Genomic DNA, 16,895 nt, shown 5'->3' on the forward strand with positions numbered 1-16,895 from the left:
AAAGTCCTTTCTTCAGGTATACTCGCCGGTCCACCGCGCAGGAATTGTTGGCGTTGCATAGCGTCTGAGGCGTAACGAATTCCTAATTTTGACTTTATGCGCCGGAAAAGTAAAACAAATGCCAGCTTTCGCTAACCTCAACGGCTAATATTCTGTAAAAATGCTGAGTTTAGGGCTGATTTAAGCTTCATGCTCAGCGTGGAGTCGGGCAAGAAAGGAACCATAAATGAGCCAAACGATGGCGAATTTAGTCGATGTACGTGGTGTGAGTTTTTCTCGTGCCAACCGATTGATATTTGATGATATTTCGCTGACGGTCCCGCGTGGTAAGATAACCGCTATCATGGGGCCATCAGGGATCGGTAAAACGACTTTGCTGCGTCTTATTGGCGGGCAAATTCCACCGGATAGCGGTGAAATTCTCTTCGACGGTGAAAACATCCCGGAGATGTCTCGCTCGCGTCTGTATACTGTCCGCAAGCGCATGAGTATGCTTTTTCAGTCGGGGGCACTGTTCACCGATATGAATGTCTTTGATAACGTGGCTTACCCACTGCGTGAGCATACCCATTTGCCGCCCGAGCTACTGAAAAGCACGGTGATGATGAAGCTTGAAGCTGTGGGGCTGCGGGGAGCCGCGAAGCTGATGCCATCAGAGCTTTCCGGTGGTATGGCGCGCCGCGCTGCGCTGGCACGAGCCATTGCATTAGAACCCGATTTAATCATGTTCGACGAGCCGTTTGTCGGACAGGATCCTATCACGATGGGCGTGCTGGTGAAGCTCATTTCTGAACTGAACAGCGCGCTCGGCGTTACCTGTATCGTGGTTTCTCACGATGTGCCGGAAGTGTTGAGTATTGCCGACTATGCCTACATTGTGGCAGACAAAAGGATCGTCGCGCATGGCAGCGCTCAGGCGTTGCAGGAAAATTGCGATCCGCAAGTGCGGCAGTTCCTGGACGGTATTGCGGATGGGCCTGTACCGTTCCGTTATCCCGCGGGTGACTATCGTGACGATTTATTGGGAATAGGGAGTTAAGCCACTCATGCTGTTAAATGCGTTGGCCGCTCTTGGACACCGTGGCATAAAAACCATCAGGACGTTCGGGCGTGCCGGATTGATGTTATTCAACGCGCTGGTCGGCAAGCCGGAATTTCGTAAGCACGCACCTTTACTGGTGCGACAGCTCTATAACGTCGGCGTGTTGTCGATGCTCATCATCATTGTTTCCGGTCTGTTTATCGGCATGGTGCTTGGGCTGCAGGGTTATCTTGTGCTGACGACCTACAGTGCAGAAACCAGTCTCGGGATGCTGGTGGCACTTTCGCTACTGCGTGAGCTGGGGCCGGTTGTTGCCGCATTGCTGTTTGCCGGGCGAGCAGGGTCGGCCTTAACCGCAGAAATTGGCCTGATGCGCGCGACCGAGCAGCTTTCCAGTATGGAGATGATGGCGGTCGATCCGCTGCGTCGCGTGATCTCGCCACGTTTCTGGGCCGGTGTTATCTCATTGCCGTTACTGACTGTCCTCTTTGTTGCCGTGGGGATCTGGGGCGGTTCGCTGGTTGGTGTGCACTGGAAAGGCATTGATGCCGGGTTCTTCTGGTCTGCCATGCAGGACGCCATCGACCTGAGAAAGGATCTGGTTAACTGTCTGATTAAGAGCGTGGTATTTGCCATTACGGTCACCTGGATTGCATTGTTTAATGGTTACGATGCTATTCCGACGTCGGCGGGCATTAGCCGTGCAACTACACGTACTGTCGTTCATTCGTCACTGGCCGTACTGGGTCTGGATTTTGTGCTCACCGCACTGATGTTTGGGAATTGAGTTCATGCAAACGAGAAAAAATGAAATTTGGGTCGGCGTGTTCCTGCTGCTGGCACTGCTGGCCGCTCTGTTTATCTGCCTGAGAGCAGCGGATATTACGTCTATCCGTACTGAGCCGACTTACCGTGTCTATGCCACTTTCGATAATATCGGTGGCCTGAAAGCACGCTCACCAGTACGCGTTGGCGGTGTGGTGATTGGCCGCGTTGCGGACATTACGCTTGATGAGAAAACCTATCTGCCGCGTGTCGCGATGGATATCGAAGAGCGCTATAACCATATCCCGGATACCAGCTCTCTTTCCATTCGTACTTCTGGTCTGTTGGGCGAGCAATATCTGGCTCTTAACATTGGTTTTGAAGATCCAGAACTGGGGACGACTATTCTTAAAGACGGTAGCGTGATCCAGGATACGAAGTCAGCGATGGTGCTGGAGGATATGATTGGTCAGTTCCTTTACAGCGGTAAAGGGGAAGATAAAACGTCTGATGCTACCCCTGCACAGGGGAAAGACCATACCAACGTCGAGCCGACCCCAGGCGCGACCAATTAATACCAGGAGAAGTGATTCATGTTTAAACGACTGTTAATGGTTGCCATGCTGGTCATTGCCCCTCTCACCGCAGTACATGCTGCGGATCAGAGCAACCCGTACAAACTGATGGACGAGGCCGCGAAGAAAACCTTCGATCGTCTTAAAAATGAACAACCTAAAATTCGTGCAAATCCTGACTATCTGCGTGATGTAGTCGATCAGGAATTGCTGCCATATGTGCAGATCAAATATGCAGGCGCACTGGTACTGGGCCGTTACTACAAAGACGCCACCCCTGCGCAGCGTGATGCCTACTTTGCTGCATTCCACGAATACCTGAAACAGGCATACGGCCAGGCACTGGCGATGTATCACGGTCAGACCTACCAGATTGCCCCGGAGCAACCGCTGGGTGGTGCGACCATTATTCCTATCCGCGTGACCATCCTGGATCCTAATGGCCGTCCACCGGTTCGCCTGGACTTCCAGTGGCGTAAAAACAGCCAGACCGGAAACTGGCAGGCGTATGACATGATTGCCGAAGGGGTGAGCATGATCACGACTAAGCAGAACGAGTGGAGCGACCTGCTGCGCACCAAAGGCATTGATGGCCTGACCGCACAGCTGCAGTCTATCTCTCGTCAGAAAATTTCTCTGGACGAGAAAAAGTAATGTCACAGCAACTTAGCTGGTCGCGTGAAGGCGAAGTGTTAACGCTGTCTGGTGAGCTTGACCAGGATCTGCTGAACCCTTTATGGGATAAGCGCCACGAAGCCATGCAGGGCGTTACACAGATTGATTTAAGCGACGTTACGCGGGTCGATACGGCAGGCATTGCGCTGCTCATCCATCTTGTTGCCGTGGGGAAAAAGCAGGGAGCCAACGTCACGTTGGCTGGCGCGAGCGATAATGTCGTGACCCTGGCACAGCTCTACAATTTATCTGAAGAGCTGTTACCTCACTAATTTTTTCAGTACGTTACTTCCGCAAGCCCTGGCAGTTTCACCGTCGGGGCTTTTTGCTTGTTTAAGACAACGCCACTTTGCTCTAAGATGTTTGGCTTGTTTTCACTATCAGATGATTAAGAGCCCATGGAAAATCATGAAATCCAGACAGTGCTGATGAATGCACTCTCCCTTCAGGAAGCCCACGTCACTGGCGATGGCAGTCACTTCCAGGTTATTGCTGTGGGTGAGATGTTCGACGGTATGAGCCGTGTGAAGAAGCAGCAGGCTGTTTACGCGCCGCTGATGGAATACATTGCAGATAACCGCATCCACGCCCTGTCGATCAAAGCGTTCACCCCACAAGAGTGGGCACGCGATCGCAAACTAAATGGTTTTTGAGCTGGGGGCGATGCGCCCGCAGCACGGTTGAATTTATAAGAGAGCAATTACATGGACAAATTTCGTGTACAGGGGCCTACTCGCCTCCAGGGCGAAGTCACAATTTCTGGCGCAAAAAATGCCGCGCTGCCAATCCTCTTCGCTGCGTTGCTCGCGGAAGAGCCGGTAGAAATTCAGAACGTACCGAAGCTGAAAGATATCGACACGACCATGAAACTGCTTGGTCAACTGGGTACCAAAGTCGAGCGCAACGGTTCCGTCTGGATTGATGCCAGCAACGTTAACAACTTCTCTGCACCGTACGACCTGGTAAAAACCATGCGTGCATCCATCTGGGCGCTGGGCCCGCTGGTGGCGCGTTTTGGTCAGGGTCAGGTCTCTCTGCCGGGGGGCTGTGCTATCGGCGCGCGTCCGGTTGACTTGCATATCTTTGGCCTGGAAAAACTGGGCGCAGAGATCAAACTCGAAGAAGGTTACGTTAAAGCGTCCGTTAATGGCCGTCTGAAAGGCGCACACATTGTCATGGACAAAGTAAGCGTTGGCGCAACCGTCACCATCATGTCGGCGGCGACGCTGGCAGAAGGTACCACCATCATCGAGAACGCTGCTCGCGAGCCGGAAATTGTGGATACCGCCAACTTCCTTATCGCGCTGGGGGCGAAGATCTCTGGCCAGGGTACTGACCGTATCACCATCGAAGGCGTTGAGCGCCTGGGTGGCGGTGTGTACCGCGTTCTGCCAGACCGTATCGAAACCGGTACCTTCCTGGTGGCTGCAGCCATTTCTGGCGGCAAAATTGTGTGCCGTAATGCACAGCCTGACACTCTGGATGCCGTACTGGCAAAACTGCGTGAAGCCGGTGCAGATATTGAGACCGGAGAAGACTGGATCAGCCTGGACATGCACGGCAAGCGCCCGAAAGCGGTTACCGTTCGCACGGCTCCACATCCGGCCTTCCCGACCGATATGCAGGCGCAGTTCACCCTGTTGAACCTGGTGGCTGAAGGTACTGGTGTGATCACGGAGACCATCTTCGAAAACCGCTTTATGCACGTACCGGAACTGATCCGTATGGGCGCGCATGCAGAAATCGAAAGCAACACCGTGATCTGCCACGGCGTAGAAAAACTGTCTGGCGCACAGGTGATGGCAACCGATCTGCGTGCGTCAGCAAGCCTTGTGCTGGCAGGCTGTATCGCGGAAGGGACGACGGTTGTTGATCGTATCTACCACATCGATCGTGGCTATGAGCGTATTGAAGACAAACTGCGCGCGCTGGGTGCGAATATCGAGCGTGTAAAGGGCGAGTAATCGTTCCGGCAGCCCCCTGCCAGAAATGACCGGGGGGTTGCTATTCCTGTCAAAAAAAGAGCATTACACCGGCTGCTCTCCTTTCGTTTTTTTCTGGCGAATCATGCGTGTTCTGTCAATAAATTCATGGGTAATGGGATCGTGGTAGCGCGACGGCCAGATTATCCACGGGTGTGTTTCCAGCGCCGTTGCAATAATCAATTCACCCTTGGGCCACGGACGGGTCAGCGCATTTGCCAGAGTGGAAGAGCTTAAGCCACTGCGGCGTGACTCTGCTGCAAGCGATGTTCCTTTTTTACGCAGTGCCGCAATGATATCTGCGGAATGCCAGTCGATAAATTTCGTATCCATAAAGCTGTCCTTATGTTCGTATTCACCCACGTCATTTCTCCTGAAACGACAGGGGTACTATACGCATTTCGAACATTGGTTCTAAAAAGTTCGCGTTACTGGAAGCAATATTCAGAATATGACATGGCTTTATTCATGCGGCATGTAAGCCGATGATTTAACATGAATATGGAATTTATTGGCGTTTACTGGAATCTCCCCGTATTGATACGGGGAGAAGAGGAGAGGTTAGCGATCGCGCTGGACGGCAATGTGGGCTAGCGCAATGAGAGCATCACGCCACGGGCTGTCTGGAATGACCTGAAGAGCCGCAATGGCTTTATCGGCCTCTTCTTCAGCACGCTGGCGTGTCCACTCCAGCGACCCGCAGATAGCCATTGTTTCCAGTACCGGTTCCAGAAGATGTCGACCATTTCCCTGCTCGATAGCCTCACGGATCATTTTGGCCTGTTCAGGTGAACCATTGCGCATTGCATGCAGCAGCGGCAGGGTTGGCTTACCTTCGTTCAGGTCATCACCCACGTTTTTACCGAGTGTTTCGCCATCGGCGCTGTAATCCAGTAAATCGTCAATCAACTGGAACGCGGTGCCAAGATAGCGGCCATAGTCCTGCAGCCCTTTTTCCTGTGCCTCTGTGCAACCTGCCAGAATACCGGAGCACTGAGCCGCCGCTTCAAACAAGCGCGCTGTCTTGCTGTAGATCACGCGCATGTAGTTCTCTTCGGTAATATCCGGATCGTTGACGTTCATCAGCTGCAGCACTTCGCCTTCGGCGATGACGTTAACGGCTTCAGACATCACTTCCAGCACCTTCAGCGAACCGAGGCTGGTCATCATCTGGAAGGCGCGGGTATAGATAAAATCCCCCACCAGAACGCTGGCTGCGTTGCCAAAGGCGGCATTTGCCGTGGCTTTGCCACGACGCATGTCGGATTCATCTACGACGTCGTCGTGAAGAAGCGTTGCGGTGTGGATAAATTCGATCAGTGCTGCAATAGTGACGTGCGCATTTCCCTGGTAGCCAACGGCTTTGGCAGCCAGAATGGCAATCATCGGGCGAATGCGTTTGCCGCCGCCGCTGACGATGTAATAGCCCAACTGGTTGATCAGCTGAACGTCAGAGTTGAGTTGCTCCAGGATTGCTGCATTTACACCCGCCATATCTTGCGCGGTTAACTCGTTGATTTTTTCTAAATTCATCGCAAAAGCCGGGCTTTTTATCCTGTTTATCCCATCTTCAATGGGGTAACAAAGGGTTTCGGTTTATCAATAGTATTGCTGATTGTACTGAAAAAACGGCTCAGATAAACGTTACCGTACGTGTTGTGTTTTTTTTCTTCATGTATTGACGGTAGCACTTGTCAAAGGCTCGCGTTTTGCGTAATATTCGCGCCCTATTGTGAATATTTATAGCGCACTCTGATTCATACGAGGATGTGCGCGGAAGCGGAGTTTATATGTACGCGGTTTTCCAAAGTGGTGGTAAACAACACCGAGTAAGCGAAGGTCAGACCGTTCGCCTGGAAAAGCTGGACATCGCAACTGGCGAATCTGTTGAGTTCGCTGAAGTTCTGATGATCGCAAACGGTGAAGAAGTCAAAATCGGCGTTCCTTTCGTTGATGGCGGCGTTATCAAAGCTGAAGTTGTTGCTCATGGTCGTGGCGAGAAAGTTAAAATCGTTAAGTTTCGTCGTCGTAAACACTACCGTAAGCAGCAGGGCCACCGTCAGTGGTTCACTGATGTGAAAATTACTGGCATCAGCGCCTAAGACCTGAGGAGAGATTTAAATGGCACATAAAAAGGCTGGCGGCTCCACACGTAACGGTCGCGATTCAGAAGCTAAACGCCTGGGCGTTAAGCGTTTCGGTGGCGAATCCGTTCTGGCGGGTAGCATCATCGTTCGTCAACGTGGTACCAAATTCCACGCTGGCAACAACGTAGGTTGCGGTCGTGACCACACTCTGTTTGCTAAAGCAGACGGTAAAGTGAAATTTGAAGTTAAAGGCCCGAACAACCGTAAATACATCAGCATCGTTGCTGAGTAAGGTTTTCTCGGTCCGGTAACGGATTAAAGCCCCGCAACACGTTGCGGGGCTTTTTACATTGGAAACCCGGAAAATTTTCTGTAGGGAAAACGGGCATGAAGCAGCAGGCCGGCATTGGTATTCTTTTGGCGCTCACTACCGCAATGTGCTGGGGTGCGCTGCCAATTGCAATGAAGCAGGTACTGGAAGTGATGGAGCCGCCGACGGTGGTCTTTTATCGCTTTCTGATGGCAAGCATTGGCCTCGGTACGATCCTGGCTGTCAAAGGTAAGCTTCCACCCTTGCGGATCTTCCGTAAGCCACGCTGGCTGGTATTACTGGCCATCGCGACGGGAGGCCTTTTCGGCAACTTCATTCTCTTCAGTTCTTCCCTGCAATATCTCAGCCCCACGGCGTCGCAGGTGATTGGTCAGCTTTCACCGGTCGGCATGATGGTTGCCAGCGTCTTTATCCTGAAGGAGAAGATGCGAGGTACACAGGTTATCGGGGCGAGCATGCTGCTCTGTGGTCTGGTGATGTTCTTCAACACCAGCCTGATAGAGATTTTTACCCGCCTGACGGATTACACCTGGGGTGTGATTTTCGGTGTGGGAGCAGCAACGGTCTGGGTGAGTTACGGCGTTGCACAAAAGGTGTTATTGCGTCGTCTGGCTTCACAGCAGATCCTCTTTTTGCTGTACACTTTGTGTACAGTTGCATTACTGCCTTTAGCGAAGCCGGGAGTCATTACCCAGCTCAGCGACTGGCAACTGGCGTGCCTTATTTTTTGTGGGCTGAATACGCTGGTCGGTTATGGTGCGCTGGCCGAAGCAATGGCGCGCTGGCAGGCAGCACAGGTGAGCGCATTAATCACGCTGACTCCGCTGTTTACGCTGTTATTTTCAGATTTGTTATCAATGGCCTGGCCCGATGTTTTCGTCAGACCGATGCTCAACCTGTTGGGTTATCTCGGTGCGTTTGTCGTGGTTGCGGGCGCGATGTATTCCGCCATTGGTCATCGTCTCTGGGGGCGTTGGCGCAAAAATGAAGCGGTAGTAATAGAGTCCCCCGCTCAGGCGAATGAGTTACGGAGAGTAAAATGAAGTTTGTTGATGAAGCAACGATCCTGGTCGTAGCAGGTGATGGCGGCAATGGTTGCGTAAGCTTCCGTCGTGAAAAATATATTCCTCGTGGCGGCCCTGATGGCGGCGACGGTGGTGATGGTGGTGACGTGTGGCTGGAGGCGGATGAGAACCTCAACACGCTGATCGACTACCGTTTTGAAAAATCCTTCCGTGCTGAACGTGGCCAGAACGGCCAGAGCCGTGACTGTACTGGTAAGCGTGGCAAAGACGTGACCATTAAGGTTCCGGTTGGAACACGTGTGATCGATCAGGGCACGGGCGAAACGATGGGTGACATGACCAAACACGGTCAGCGCCTGATGGTGGCTAAAGGTGGCTGGCACGGTCTGGGTAACAGCCGTTTCAAATCTTCCGTTAACCGTACCCCGCGTCAGAAAACGATGGGGACACCTGGCGATAAGCGTGACCTGCAGCTGGAGCTGATGCTGTTGGCTGACGTTGGTATGCTGGGCATGCCAAACGCGGGTAAATCGACGTTTATTCGTGCTGTTTCTGCAGCCAAACCAAAAGTGGCGGATTATCCGTTCACCACGCTGGTACCGAGCCTGGGCGTTGTCCGTATGGATAACGAGAAGAGCTTCGTGGTTGCCGATATCCCGGGCCTTATCGAAGGTGCAGCGGAAGGTGCCGGCCTGGGTATTCGCTTCCTGAAACACCTTGAGCGCTGCCGCGTACTGTTGCACCTCATTGATATCGATCCAATCGACGGTTCTGATCCGGTGGAAAACGCCCGCATTATCATCGGCGAGCTGGAGAAATACAGCGAAAAACTGGCGAACAAGCCGCGCTGGCTGGTCTTCAACAAGATTGACCTGATGGATAAAGCTGAAGCTGAGGCCAAAGCGAAAGCGATTGCTGAAGCGATGGGTTGGGAAGATAAATACTACCTGATCTCCGCAGCAAGCCAGGTTGGCGTGAAAGATCTCTGCTGGGATGTAATGACCTTCATCATCGAGAACCCAATTGTTCAGGCGGAAGAAGCGAAACAGCCTGAGAAAGTCGAATTCATGTGGGATGACTACCACCGTGAACAGCTCGAAGAGATGGAAGCGGAAGAAGACGAAGACTGGGATGATGACTGGGATGAAGACGACGAAGAAGGTGTCGAGTTCATCTACAAGCACTAATACCTGTGGAAGGCCCCCTGCGAAGGGGGCTTTTTTTTAACTTAATGTCGCGGGTAACCAGCAACTGGCGATTAAGCCACCTTCAACACCGTTCTCAAGCGTCAATTTGCCGTGGTGAAGCTGAACGATGCGTTGCACAATACTCAGCCCCAGCCCGCTGCCACCGTAGCGCTGATCGAGACGACGGAATGGTTCAGTGATTGACTGTCGGTGTGCCTCATCAATGCCAGGCCCTTGATCGACAACAATGACCTGCGTACCGCCATCATGCTCCATTAATTTCACTTCAATGGTTGTGCCTGTCGGGCTATAGCGTGTGGCATTCTCCAGCAGATTGCGCAGCATCAGGCGTAGAAGTACCGTGTCACCCTGAACCGTCAGTGGGCTTTTTTCCGGCCATATCACCGTATGTTCTTTAGCTTCATGCTCAAGGCTGAGTGGAACAATGATGCTGTCTGTCCAGTTGACGGTTTCGTAGTGACCGCTTGCCAGCGCCTGCCCGGCACGTGCCAGCATCAGCAGTTGTTCAACGGTGTGCATCAACTGATCGATCCGGCTAATCAACGCATTGGCCTGCGGTGAACCCGACTGAGCCATTAATTCCAGATGTAGCCTGATTCCGGCGAGAGGTGTTCGCAGCTCGTGAGCGGCGTCTGCCGTGAAGAGGCGCTCCTGCTGGATGGTGTTATCCAGTCTGGCGAGCAGCTGATTCAGCGACGTCGTCACTGCGCCAATCTCTTCCATATCGGAATACATCGGCAGCGGGGTAAGATTATCCGCCGAACGGTTAGCCAGGCTGGCACGCAGTTTATTCAGCGGCTGGGTTATCAGGGTGACGGCCCAGAATGAGAAGAACAGGGTAAAGCCCACCATCACCAGAGAAGGCACCAGAAGCGAGGCAATCGCTTCGCGGATCTCTTTCTCGACATGGTTGTTACGCGCTTTTGCCGATAACGTTTCGCTCACCAGAAAGCTAATCTGTTCGCGGCTTTCATGCCACAGCCAGACCACGCTTATCAGCTGGAAAAACAGTAAGATCACCGCCAGCAAAATCATCAATCGCCGACGCATGCTGTTCATTTCTGGCTCTCCAGACGGTAGCCAACGCCACGGACGGTTTTAATTCGATCTTTACCAAGCTTACGGCGCAGGTTGTGAATGTGAACTTCGAGGGTATTTGACCCCGGATCGTCCTGCCAGGAGTAGATATCCTGTTGCAGGGTTTCACGGTGTACCGTTTGCCCGCTACGCATGATCAGGCGTGTAAGCAGGGCGAACTCTTTTGGGGTGACTTCGACAGGCAGCGATTTGCGTAGCACCTGCTGGGTTTGCAGATTCAGCGTAATATCACCGTCGGTTAGTAAGTTATCACTATGTCCCTGGTAGCGGCGGATCAGTGCCCGCACGCGTGCCTGAAGCTCTGCAAGGACGAAAGGCTTCACCAGATAATCATCCGCACCGGAATCAAGGCCGTTAATACGATCTTCGATGGAATCACGCGCCGTGAGGATCAACACTGGGTTGGCGATACCGCGGCGTCGCCACTGGTTCAGTAATGAGGCACCATCTTTATCGGGTAAACCTAAATCGAGGATCACCAGGCTATATTCACCGCTCTGAATCAGGGCATCTGCTTCTGCCGCCGTGGCGGCACAGTCGAGCGCATATCCTTCATTGGCCAGCGCCAGCGCCAGCCCTTCCTGTAATAACAGATCGTCTTCAACTATGAGTAGTTTCATCGCTAGTTATTCTGATAAATGTCCTTATAAAGCCTGCTTTCGAATCGTACCAACGGGATGCGTCGGTTGCGCTGGTCAGTCGGTTCGACGGCATAGCCGGAAAGATACTGCACGAATGCCATACGTTGCCCGCTGGCGGTGGTGATGAAGCCCGCAAGGTTGTAAACCCCCTGCAGTGAACCTGTTTTGGCTGAGACTTTGCCATCCACACCGGCGGCGTGAAGCCCGGCACGGTACTGAAGTGAACCATCGTGTCCGGCAAGTGGTAGCATTGAAATAAAGTTTAGCTCAGTGTCATGTTGTGCAATGTACTGAAGCACTTGCATCATGGTCGCCGGGGAAATCAAATTATGGCGTGATAACCCGGAACCATCGACGGCGATAGTGTTACCCAGATCGATCCCTGCCTGCTGACGCAGGATCTGCCGTACTGCGTCGGACCCTGCGCGCCAGGTTCCCTGAACGCCGAAACGTGCGTGACCAATCATGCGGAACACCGTGTCGGCAATCATGTTATCCGACTTTTTCAGCATAATCTTGAGCAAATCGTGCAATGGCGCAGACTGGTTGCTGGCGATAACCGTGCCGGGTTGATTGACCTGCGTCTGGCGGAGCAGGGTACCGGACCAGGTGATCCCCGCTTGCTTCAGTTCATCCTTGAGAATGGCCCCGGCGTAACTTGCCCCATCCTGTATCGCAAAGGCCAGCGGCAGTGGATCGGCGCGCTGCGTCAGGCAACCGGTAAGCGTGAAGCGGTTAAGATCGCCTGGCACCACGTCCAGCTCACAATACTGTGCATCCGGTGAGCCTTTTGCCAGCGTACGTACCTGGCTAAACATCGTCACCGGGTAGTAGGACGCCACGCGGATAAACGCTAAGTCATCCGGTTTTGGGGCGCTGTAAAGCGAAACGGAGAAGCAGTTACGGTCAATAATGGCAGCCGCTGGCGGTGCGCTAAAGCACTGCGTCATGTCGTTCCACGGCCAGCCAGGGGCTTTATCGTGGCTGGCAAAAATGGAGGTGTCGATCAACACATTACCGTCGATCTTCTGCACGCCAGATTTTTTCAATACCGCCACCATGCTGCGGATATCCTGGCGCTTCAACGTCGGGTCACCCCCGAAGCGGGCGATAAGATCGCCTTTCAGTTCGCCACCCGTGACGTTACCTTTGGTTTCAAGGGTGGTGGTAAACCGGAAATCAGGCCCAAGCTGGAGCAGGGCGGCGAGTGCAGTGATCACCTTCTGAGTACTGGCAGGCAGCGCCATCTGTTGACTGTGGTAGTCAATCTCTGGCGTCTGCGCCCCGACCTTCTGCACCATCAGGGCAAGGTTAGCCCCTGCGGGCAGCTGATTAATGTACTCATCAACATTCGCGGCCTGAACACTGAACGTTATACTGGTAGTCAATCCGATGATAAATCTGGAAAATCGCATAATCTCGCGCTAACAACCCGAAAACAAACCGTCATACTACGGTGCATGGCACTGCAAAGTAAACGATGACCCATAGTGAACTTCGCGGTAAAATGCATATCAAATTGAAAATTGCTGCTGGCCTGGGGCGTTGCTTCCGGGTCGGTTTTCTTTTTGCTTCTGGCTTGCTCATGGTTTGATGTTCATGGGGACAGGAGCCGGAGCAGGTGACGCTGCTCCCAACAGGAATGTTTAAGAGGTATAACAAATGCAAGCTATTCCGATGACCTTACGTGGTGCCGAAAAACTGCGCGAAGAGCTGGATTTCCTGAAATCCGTTCGTCGCCCTGAAATCATCGCCGCTATCGCGGATGCGCGTGAGCATGGCGACCTGAAAGAAAATGCTGAATACCACGCCGCGCGCGAGCAGCAGGGCTTCTGTGAAGGGCGTATTAAAGATATCGAAGCGAAGCTGTCCAATGCGCAGGTTATCGATATCACCAAAATGCCAAATAATGGCCGGGTGATCTTTGGTTCCACCGTTAGCGTGCTGAACCTGGATAACGACGAAGAGCAGACTTACCGCATCGTCGGTGACGATGAAGCTGATTTCAAACAGAACCTGATTTCGGTGAACTCACCAATTGCTCGCGGCCTGATTGGCAAAGAGCAGGACGATGTTGTCATCATCCGCACCCCAGGCGGCGAAGTGGAATACGAAATTATCAAGGTCGAGTACCTGTAATTCGCTTCTCCACGAAGATGTTGATACATTGTAAAGAAAGGAAAAAGGCCGCATAGCGGCCTTTTATCAACTCAAGGAGCATGGCATTTTGCTCACCTGCTGACAGAAATCCCTCGTTTTACACAGAAAATGTGTTTAATTCAGGATATCCTTAGCGTGGCAGCGAGATTTTACGCTCTTTAGATGGGCGATAGAGCACCAGCGTTTTACCGATGACCTGTACATTACAGGCACCGGTTTCGCGCACGATGGCTTCCACGATCAAGTTCTTCGTGTCTCTGTCTTCAGAGGCAATTTTCACCTTGATCAGCTCGTGGTGTTCCAGCGCTTGTTCAATCTCGGCAAGCACCCCTTCGGTCAAACCATTGTTGCCAAGCATGACTACAGGCTTGAGCGGATGTGCCAGACCTTTAAGGTGCTGTTTTTGTTTAGTACTCAGATTCATCGTATATTTTTGCTTACGTTGGGATTGAAAACGGTTCATTCTACCGCCATCTCCCTTATATCGCCAAATAGCTGCGTAGAAATTTACGTCACAGGCAAGCAACGATGAACCAGGACGGAAATGTTAAATGACAGGTAAGAAGCGTTCTGCCAGCTCCAGCCGCTGGCTTCAGGAACACTTTAGCGATAAATATGTTCAACAGGCGCAGAAAAAGGGGTTACGTTCCCGTGCCTGGTTTAAACTTGATGAAATACAGCAAAGTGACAAACTTTTTAAGCCGGGGATGACGATTGTTGACCTCGGTGCCGCACCTGGGGGATGGTCCCAGTATGCGGTAACGCAAATCGGTGGAACGGGCCGAATCATCGCATGCGATCTTTTACCAATGGATCCCATCGTTGGTGTCGACTTCCTTCAGGGCGATTTTCGTGATGAATTAGTGCTGAAGGCGTTACTCGATCGCGTAGGTGACAGTAAAGTTCAGGTTGTCATGTCAGATATGGCACCAAATATGTGCGGAACACCGGCGGTGGATATCCCCCGTGCCATGTATCTGGTGGAACTGGCGTTAGAAATGTGTCGTGATGTACTAGCACCAGGTGGTAGTTTTGTTGTGAAGGTGTTTCAGGGCGAAGGTTTCGAGGAGTACCTTAAGGAAATTCGCTCCCTGTTTGCGAAGGTCAAAGTTCGTAAGCCGGACTCTTCCCGGGCGCGTTCCCGAGAAGTGTATATTGTAGCGACCGGGCGAAAATGATAACTGGTGGATTTCAGACGAAAGTTTGAATGAAACTGGATCTAGAGTATCCTGACGCTGTTTTTAACACAGTTGTAATATGAGGTTAATCCCTTGAGTGACATGGCGAAAAACCTAATACTCTGGCTGGTCATTGCCGTTGTGCTGATGTCAGTATTCCAGAGCTTTGGGCCCAGCGAGTCGAATGGCCGCAAGGTGGATTATTCTACCTTCCTGCAGGAGGTCAATCAGGACCAGGTTCGCGAAGCGCGTATCAACGGACGTGAGATCAACGTTACCAAGAAAGATAGTAACCGTTACACGACCTACATTCCGGTGAACGATCCTAAGCTGCTTGATAACCTTCTGACTAAAAACGTCAAGGTGGTAGGTGAGCCGCCAGAAGAGCCAAGCCTGTTGGCTTCTATCTTCATCTCCTGGTTCCCGATGCTGCTTCTTATTGGCGTCTGGATCTTCTTTATGCGTCAGATGCAGGGCGGTGGTGGCAAAGGTGCCATGTCGTTCGGTAAGAGCAAGGCGCGTATGCTGACGGAAGACCAGATCAAGACCACGTTCGCTGACGTTGCAGGTTGTGACGAAGCGAAAGAAGAGGTGGCTGAACTGGTAGAATACCTGCGTGAACCGAGCCGTTTCCAGAAACTGGGCGGTAAGATCCCGAAAGGCATTCTGATGGTCGGCCCTCCGGGTACCGGTAAAACCCTGCTGGCGAAAGCCATCGCGGGTGAAGCGAAGGTGCCGTTCTTTACTATTTCAGGTTCTGACTTCGTTGAAATGTTCGTGGGTGTCGGTGCATCTCGTGTGCGTGACATGTTCGAGCAGGCTAAGAAGGCAGCACCGTGCATTATCTTCATCGATGAAATCGACGCCGTCGGTCGCCAGCGTGGCGCGGGTCTGGGCGGTGGTCACGATGAACGTGAGCAGACGCTGAACCAGATGCTGGTTGAAATGGACGGCTTCGAAGGTAACGAAGGTATTATCGTTATCGCAGCAACCAACCGTCCGGACGTACTTGACCCAGCCCTGCTGCGTCCAGGCCGTTTTGACCGTCAGGTTGTGGTTGGTCTGCCGGATGTTCGTGGTCGTGAACAGATTCTGAAAGTACACATGCGTCGCGTACCGCTGGCTCCAGATATCGACGCGGCAATTATTGCGCGTGGTACCCCGGGCTTCTCCGGTGCGGATCTGGCTAACCTGGTCAACGAAGCTGCACTGTTTGCCGCTCGCGGTAACAAACGCGTCGTGTCTATGGTGGAATTCGAAAAAGCGAAAGACAAAATCATGATGGGTGCGGAACGTCGCTCTATGGTGATGACGGAAGCGCAGAAAGAGTCCACGGCATACCACGAAGCCGGCCACGCGATTATCGGTCGTCTGGTACCGGAACACGATCCGGTGCATAAAGTGACGATTATTCCGCGCGGTCGTGCGCTGGGCGTAACGTTCTTCCTGCCGGAAGGCGATGCCATCAGCGCCAGCCGTCAGAAGCTGGAAAGCCAGATTTCGACCCTGTATGGTGGTCGTCTGGCAGAAGAAATTATCTACGGTGTGGAACATGTTTCTACCGGTGCGTCCAACGACATTAAAGTGGCGACGAACCTGGCGCGTAACATGGTGACCCAATGGGGCTTCTCCGACAAACTCGGCCCACTGCTGTATGCAGAGGAAGAGGGCGAAGTGTTCCTGGGTCGTTCTGTGGCGAAAGCGAAACATATGTCTGATGAGACTGCTCGTATCATCGACCAGGAAGTGAAAGCGCTGATTGAACGTAACTACGGTCGCGCACGTCAGATCCTGAACGACAATATGGATATTCTGCATTCGATGAAAGATGCGCTCATGAAATATGAGACCATCGATGCACCACAGATTGACGACCTGATGGCTCGCCGCGAAGTGCGTCCGCCAGCAGGCTGGGAAGATCCAGGCGCTTCCAACAATTCTGACAACAATGGTACTCCGCGTGCACCGCGTACGGCTGATGAATCACATACGCCGAACCCGGGTAACAGCATGTCAGAACAGTTGGGCGACAAGTAAGTCACTGCTGTTGAAGAGTTAGTCTGTACTTCAAACCCTGGAGCTTGCTCCGGGGTTTTTCTTTTTCGTTAAATCATATTGATACCAGGGA

At 52.5% G+C, this 16,895-nt stretch carries 19 protein-coding genes and 1 pseudogene; 14 read left to right on the plus strand and 6 right to left on the minus strand.

Annotation, left to right across the window (positions count from 1 at the left end; genetic code table 11):
- Positions 1-226 precede the first annotated feature (226 nt).
- From mlaF to murA, 7 genes are all read left to right on the plus strand, one after another.
- The gene (gene mlaF / locus ACHHZ6_RS06060) at positions 227-1,039 is read left to right on the plus strand and encodes a phospholipid ABC transporter ATP-binding protein MlaF (protein WP_196390537.1); all 813 of its coding nucleotides are present in this window, start codon (positions 227-229) and stop codon (positions 1,037-1,039) included.
- Between the two features lie 7 nt (positions 1,040-1,046).
- Complete coding sequence (gene mlaE / locus ACHHZ6_RS06065; RefSeq protein WP_182272785.1) at positions 1,047-1,829, plus strand: lipid asymmetry maintenance ABC transporter permease subunit MlaE; 783 nt, start codon at positions 1,047-1,049, stop codon at positions 1,827-1,829.
- 4 nt (positions 1,830-1,833) lie between these two features.
- Positions 1,834-2,382, plus strand: a complete 549-nt coding sequence (mlaD, locus tag ACHHZ6_RS06070; RefSeq protein ID WP_182272784.1) for an outer membrane lipid asymmetry maintenance protein MlaD — start codon at positions 1,834-1,836, stop codon at positions 2,380-2,382.
- A gap of 18 nt (positions 2,383-2,400) precedes the next feature.
- Positions 2,401-3,036, plus strand: a complete 636-nt coding sequence (gene mlaC, locus ACHHZ6_RS06075; protein WP_182272783.1) for a phospholipid-binding protein MlaC — start codon at positions 2,401-2,403, stop codon at positions 3,034-3,036.
- Positions 3,036-3,329, plus strand: a complete 294-nt coding sequence (gene mlaB, locus ACHHZ6_RS06080; RefSeq protein ID WP_182272782.1) for a lipid asymmetry maintenance protein MlaB — start codon at positions 3,036-3,038, stop codon at positions 3,327-3,329. Before mlaC ends, mlaB begins: the two co-directional genes overlap by 1 nt.
- A 126-nt stretch (positions 3,330-3,455) precedes the next feature.
- Positions 3,456-3,710 (plus strand): BolA family iron metabolism protein IbaG, encoded by a 255-nt coding sequence (ibaG, locus tag ACHHZ6_RS06085; protein WP_008501458.1) that lies wholly within the window; start codon positions 3,456-3,458, stop codon positions 3,708-3,710.
- Between the two features lie 51 nt (positions 3,711-3,761).
- Positions 3,762-5,021, plus strand: coding sequence for a UDP-N-acetylglucosamine 1-carboxyvinyltransferase (gene murA, locus ACHHZ6_RS06090; protein ID WP_182272781.1), 1,260 nt, complete (start codon positions 3,762-3,764; stop codon positions 5,019-5,021).
- A gap of 63 nt (positions 5,022-5,084) precedes the next feature.
- Here the strand turns inward: murA and sfsB are convergent, their stop codons facing one another.
- Positions 5,085-5,372 (minus strand): DNA-binding transcriptional regulator SfsB, encoded by a 288-nt coding sequence (gene sfsB / locus ACHHZ6_RS06095; RefSeq protein WP_182272780.1) that lies wholly within the window; start codon positions 5,370-5,372, stop codon positions 5,085-5,087.
- Between the two features lie 228 nt (positions 5,373-5,600).
- Positions 5,601-6,572 carry an octaprenyl diphosphate synthase gene (gene ispB, locus ACHHZ6_RS06100; RefSeq protein ID WP_395121907.1) on the minus strand — a complete coding sequence of 324 codons (972 nt, stop codon included), beginning with the start codon at positions 6,570-6,572 and terminating at the stop codon, positions 5,601-5,603.
- Positions 6,573-6,829: 257 nt separating this feature from the next.
- On the opposite strand from ispB, the gene rplU reads away from it, so the two are divergent.
- The 4 genes and pseudogenes from rplU (at position 6,830) to cgtA (ending at position 9,669) form a co-directional block, all read left to right on the plus strand.
- Positions 6,830-7,141, plus strand: a complete 312-nt coding sequence (gene rplU / locus ACHHZ6_RS06105; RefSeq protein WP_003025032.1) for a 50S ribosomal protein L21 — start codon at positions 6,830-6,832, stop codon at positions 7,139-7,141.
- Positions 7,142-7,160: 19 nt separating this feature from the next.
- Positions 7,161-7,418, plus strand: a complete 258-nt coding sequence (rpmA, locus tag ACHHZ6_RS06110; protein ID WP_004385076.1) for a 50S ribosomal protein L27 — start codon at positions 7,161-7,163, stop codon at positions 7,416-7,418.
- A gap of 95 nt (positions 7,419-7,513) precedes the next feature.
- A pseudogene (locus tag ACHHZ6_RS06115) lies at positions 7,514-8,481 on the plus strand (DMT family transporter).
- A 15-nt stretch (positions 8,482-8,496) separates the two neighbouring features.
- Positions 8,497-9,669 (plus strand): Obg family GTPase CgtA, encoded by a 1,173-nt coding sequence (cgtA, locus tag ACHHZ6_RS06120; protein WP_182272777.1) that lies wholly within the window; start codon positions 8,497-8,499, stop codon positions 9,667-9,669.
- 36 nt (positions 9,670-9,705) lie between these two features.
- Here the strand turns inward: cgtA and pmrB are convergent, their stop codons facing one another.
- The 3 genes from pmrB to dacB are packed head-to-tail and all read right to left on the minus strand — an operon-like array spanning position 9,706 to position 12,844.
- Entirely contained in the window at positions 9,706-10,749 is a 1,044-nt protein-coding gene (gene pmrB, locus ACHHZ6_RS06125) for a two-component system sensor histidine kinase PmrB (RefSeq protein WP_395121908.1), read from the minus strand.
- A complete protein-coding gene (gene pmrA, locus ACHHZ6_RS06130; protein ID WP_182919009.1) occupies positions 10,746-11,408 on the minus strand; it encodes a two-component system response regulator PmrA in 663 nt (220 codons plus the stop codon). The genes pmrB and pmrA overlap by 4 nt, the downstream gene beginning before the upstream one ends.
- A 2-nt stretch (positions 11,409-11,410) precedes the next feature.
- Positions 11,411-12,844 carry a serine-type D-Ala-D-Ala carboxypeptidase gene (gene dacB / locus ACHHZ6_RS06135; protein WP_395121909.1) on the minus strand — a complete coding sequence of 478 codons (1,434 nt, stop codon included), beginning with the start codon at positions 12,842-12,844 and terminating at the stop codon, positions 11,411-11,413.
- 247 nt (positions 12,845-13,091) lie between these two features.
- Here dacB and greA point away from each other — a divergent pair, with 247 nt between their 5' ends.
- Positions 13,092-13,568: a transcription elongation factor GreA gene (gene greA, locus ACHHZ6_RS06140; RefSeq protein WP_182272773.1), complete on the plus strand. Its 477-nt coding sequence runs from the start codon at positions 13,092-13,094 to the stop codon at positions 13,566-13,568.
- Positions 13,569-13,719: 151 nt separating this feature from the next.
- Here the strand turns inward: greA and yhbY are convergent, their stop codons facing one another.
- Positions 13,720-14,013: a ribosome assembly RNA-binding protein YhbY gene (yhbY, locus tag ACHHZ6_RS06145; RefSeq protein WP_003861814.1), complete on the minus strand. Its 294-nt coding sequence runs from the start codon at positions 14,011-14,013 to the stop codon at positions 13,720-13,722.
- A gap of 127 nt (positions 14,014-14,140) precedes the next feature.
- Here yhbY and rlmE point away from each other — a divergent pair, with 127 nt between their 5' ends.
- Positions 14,141-14,767, plus strand: coding sequence for a 23S rRNA (uridine(2552)-2'-O)-methyltransferase RlmE (gene rlmE, locus ACHHZ6_RS06150; protein WP_182272772.1), 627 nt, complete (start codon positions 14,141-14,143; stop codon positions 14,765-14,767).
- A gap of 102 nt (positions 14,768-14,869) precedes the next feature.
- The gene (gene ftsH / locus ACHHZ6_RS06155; protein ID WP_182272771.1) at positions 14,870-16,804 is read left to right on the plus strand and encodes an ATP-dependent zinc metalloprotease FtsH; all 1,935 of its coding nucleotides are present in this window, start codon (positions 14,870-14,872) and stop codon (positions 16,802-16,804) included.
- Positions 16,805-16,895: the final 91 nt, after the last annotated feature.

This window comes from Enterobacter cloacae complex sp. 2024EL-00214 (assembly GCF_043945575.1).
Classification (GTDB): Bacteria; Pseudomonadota; Gammaproteobacteria; order Enterobacterales; family Enterobacteriaceae; genus Enterobacter; species Enterobacter cloacae_P.

Bases quoted from the DNA above. Each gene is read 5' to 3' on its own strand.
- rplU (WP_003025032.1), top strand. From the start codon at position 6,830: ATGTACGCGGTTTTCCAAAGTGGTGGTAAACAACACCGAGTAAGCGAA.
- ftsH (WP_182272771.1), top strand. From the start codon at position 14,870: ATGGCGAAAAACCTAATACTCTGGCTGGTCATTGCCGTTGTGCTGATG.
- sfsB (WP_182272780.1), bottom strand. From the start codon at position 5,372: ATGGATACGAAATTTATCGACTGGCATTCCGCAGATATCATTGCGGCA.
- ispB (WP_395121907.1), bottom strand. From the start codon at position 6,572: ATGAATTTAGAAAAAATCAACGAGTTAACCGCGCAAGATATGGCGGGT.
- ibaG (WP_008501458.1), top strand. From the start codon at position 3,456: ATGGAAAATCATGAAATCCAGACAGTGCTGATGAATGCACTCTCCCTT.
- greA (WP_182272773.1), top strand. From the start codon at position 13,092: ATGCAAGCTATTCCGATGACCTTACGTGGTGCCGAAAAACTGCGCGAA.
- rlmE (WP_182272772.1), top strand. From the start codon at position 14,141: ATGACAGGTAAGAAGCGTTCTGCCAGCTCCAGCCGCTGGCTTCAGGAA.
- dacB (WP_395121909.1), bottom strand. From the start codon at position 12,844: ATGCGATTTTCCAGATTTATCATCGGATTGACTACCAGTATAACGTTC.
- pmrB (WP_395121908.1), bottom strand. From the start codon at position 10,749: ATGAACAGCATGCGTCGGCGATTGATGATTTTGCTGGCGGTGATCTTA.
- mlaF (WP_196390537.1), top strand. From the start codon at position 227: ATGAGCCAAACGATGGCGAATTTAGTCGATGTACGTGGTGTGAGTTTT.
- mlaB (WP_182272782.1), top strand. From the start codon at position 3,036: ATGTCACAGCAACTTAGCTGGTCGCGTGAAGGCGAAGTGTTAACGCTG.
- mlaE (WP_182272785.1), top strand. From the start codon at position 1,047: ATGCTGTTAAATGCGTTGGCCGCTCTTGGACACCGTGGCATAAAAACC.
- pmrA (WP_182919009.1), bottom strand. From the start codon at position 11,408: ATGAAACTACTCATAGTTGAAGACGATCTGTTATTACAGGAAGGGCTG.
- rpmA (WP_004385076.1), top strand. From the start codon at position 7,161: ATGGCACATAAAAAGGCTGGCGGCTCCACACGTAACGGTCGCGATTCA.
- yhbY (WP_003861814.1), bottom strand. From the start codon at position 14,013: ATGAATCTGAGTACTAAACAAAAACAGCACCTTAAAGGTCTGGCACAT.
- murA (WP_182272781.1), top strand. From the start codon at position 3,762: ATGGACAAATTTCGTGTACAGGGGCCTACTCGCCTCCAGGGCGAAGTC.
- mlaC (WP_182272783.1), top strand. From the start codon at position 2,401: ATGTTTAAACGACTGTTAATGGTTGCCATGCTGGTCATTGCCCCTCTC.
- mlaD (WP_182272784.1), top strand. From the start codon at position 1,834: ATGCAAACGAGAAAAAATGAAATTTGGGTCGGCGTGTTCCTGCTGCTG.
- cgtA (WP_182272777.1), top strand. From the start codon at position 8,497: ATGAAGTTTGTTGATGAAGCAACGATCCTGGTCGTAGCAGGTGATGGC.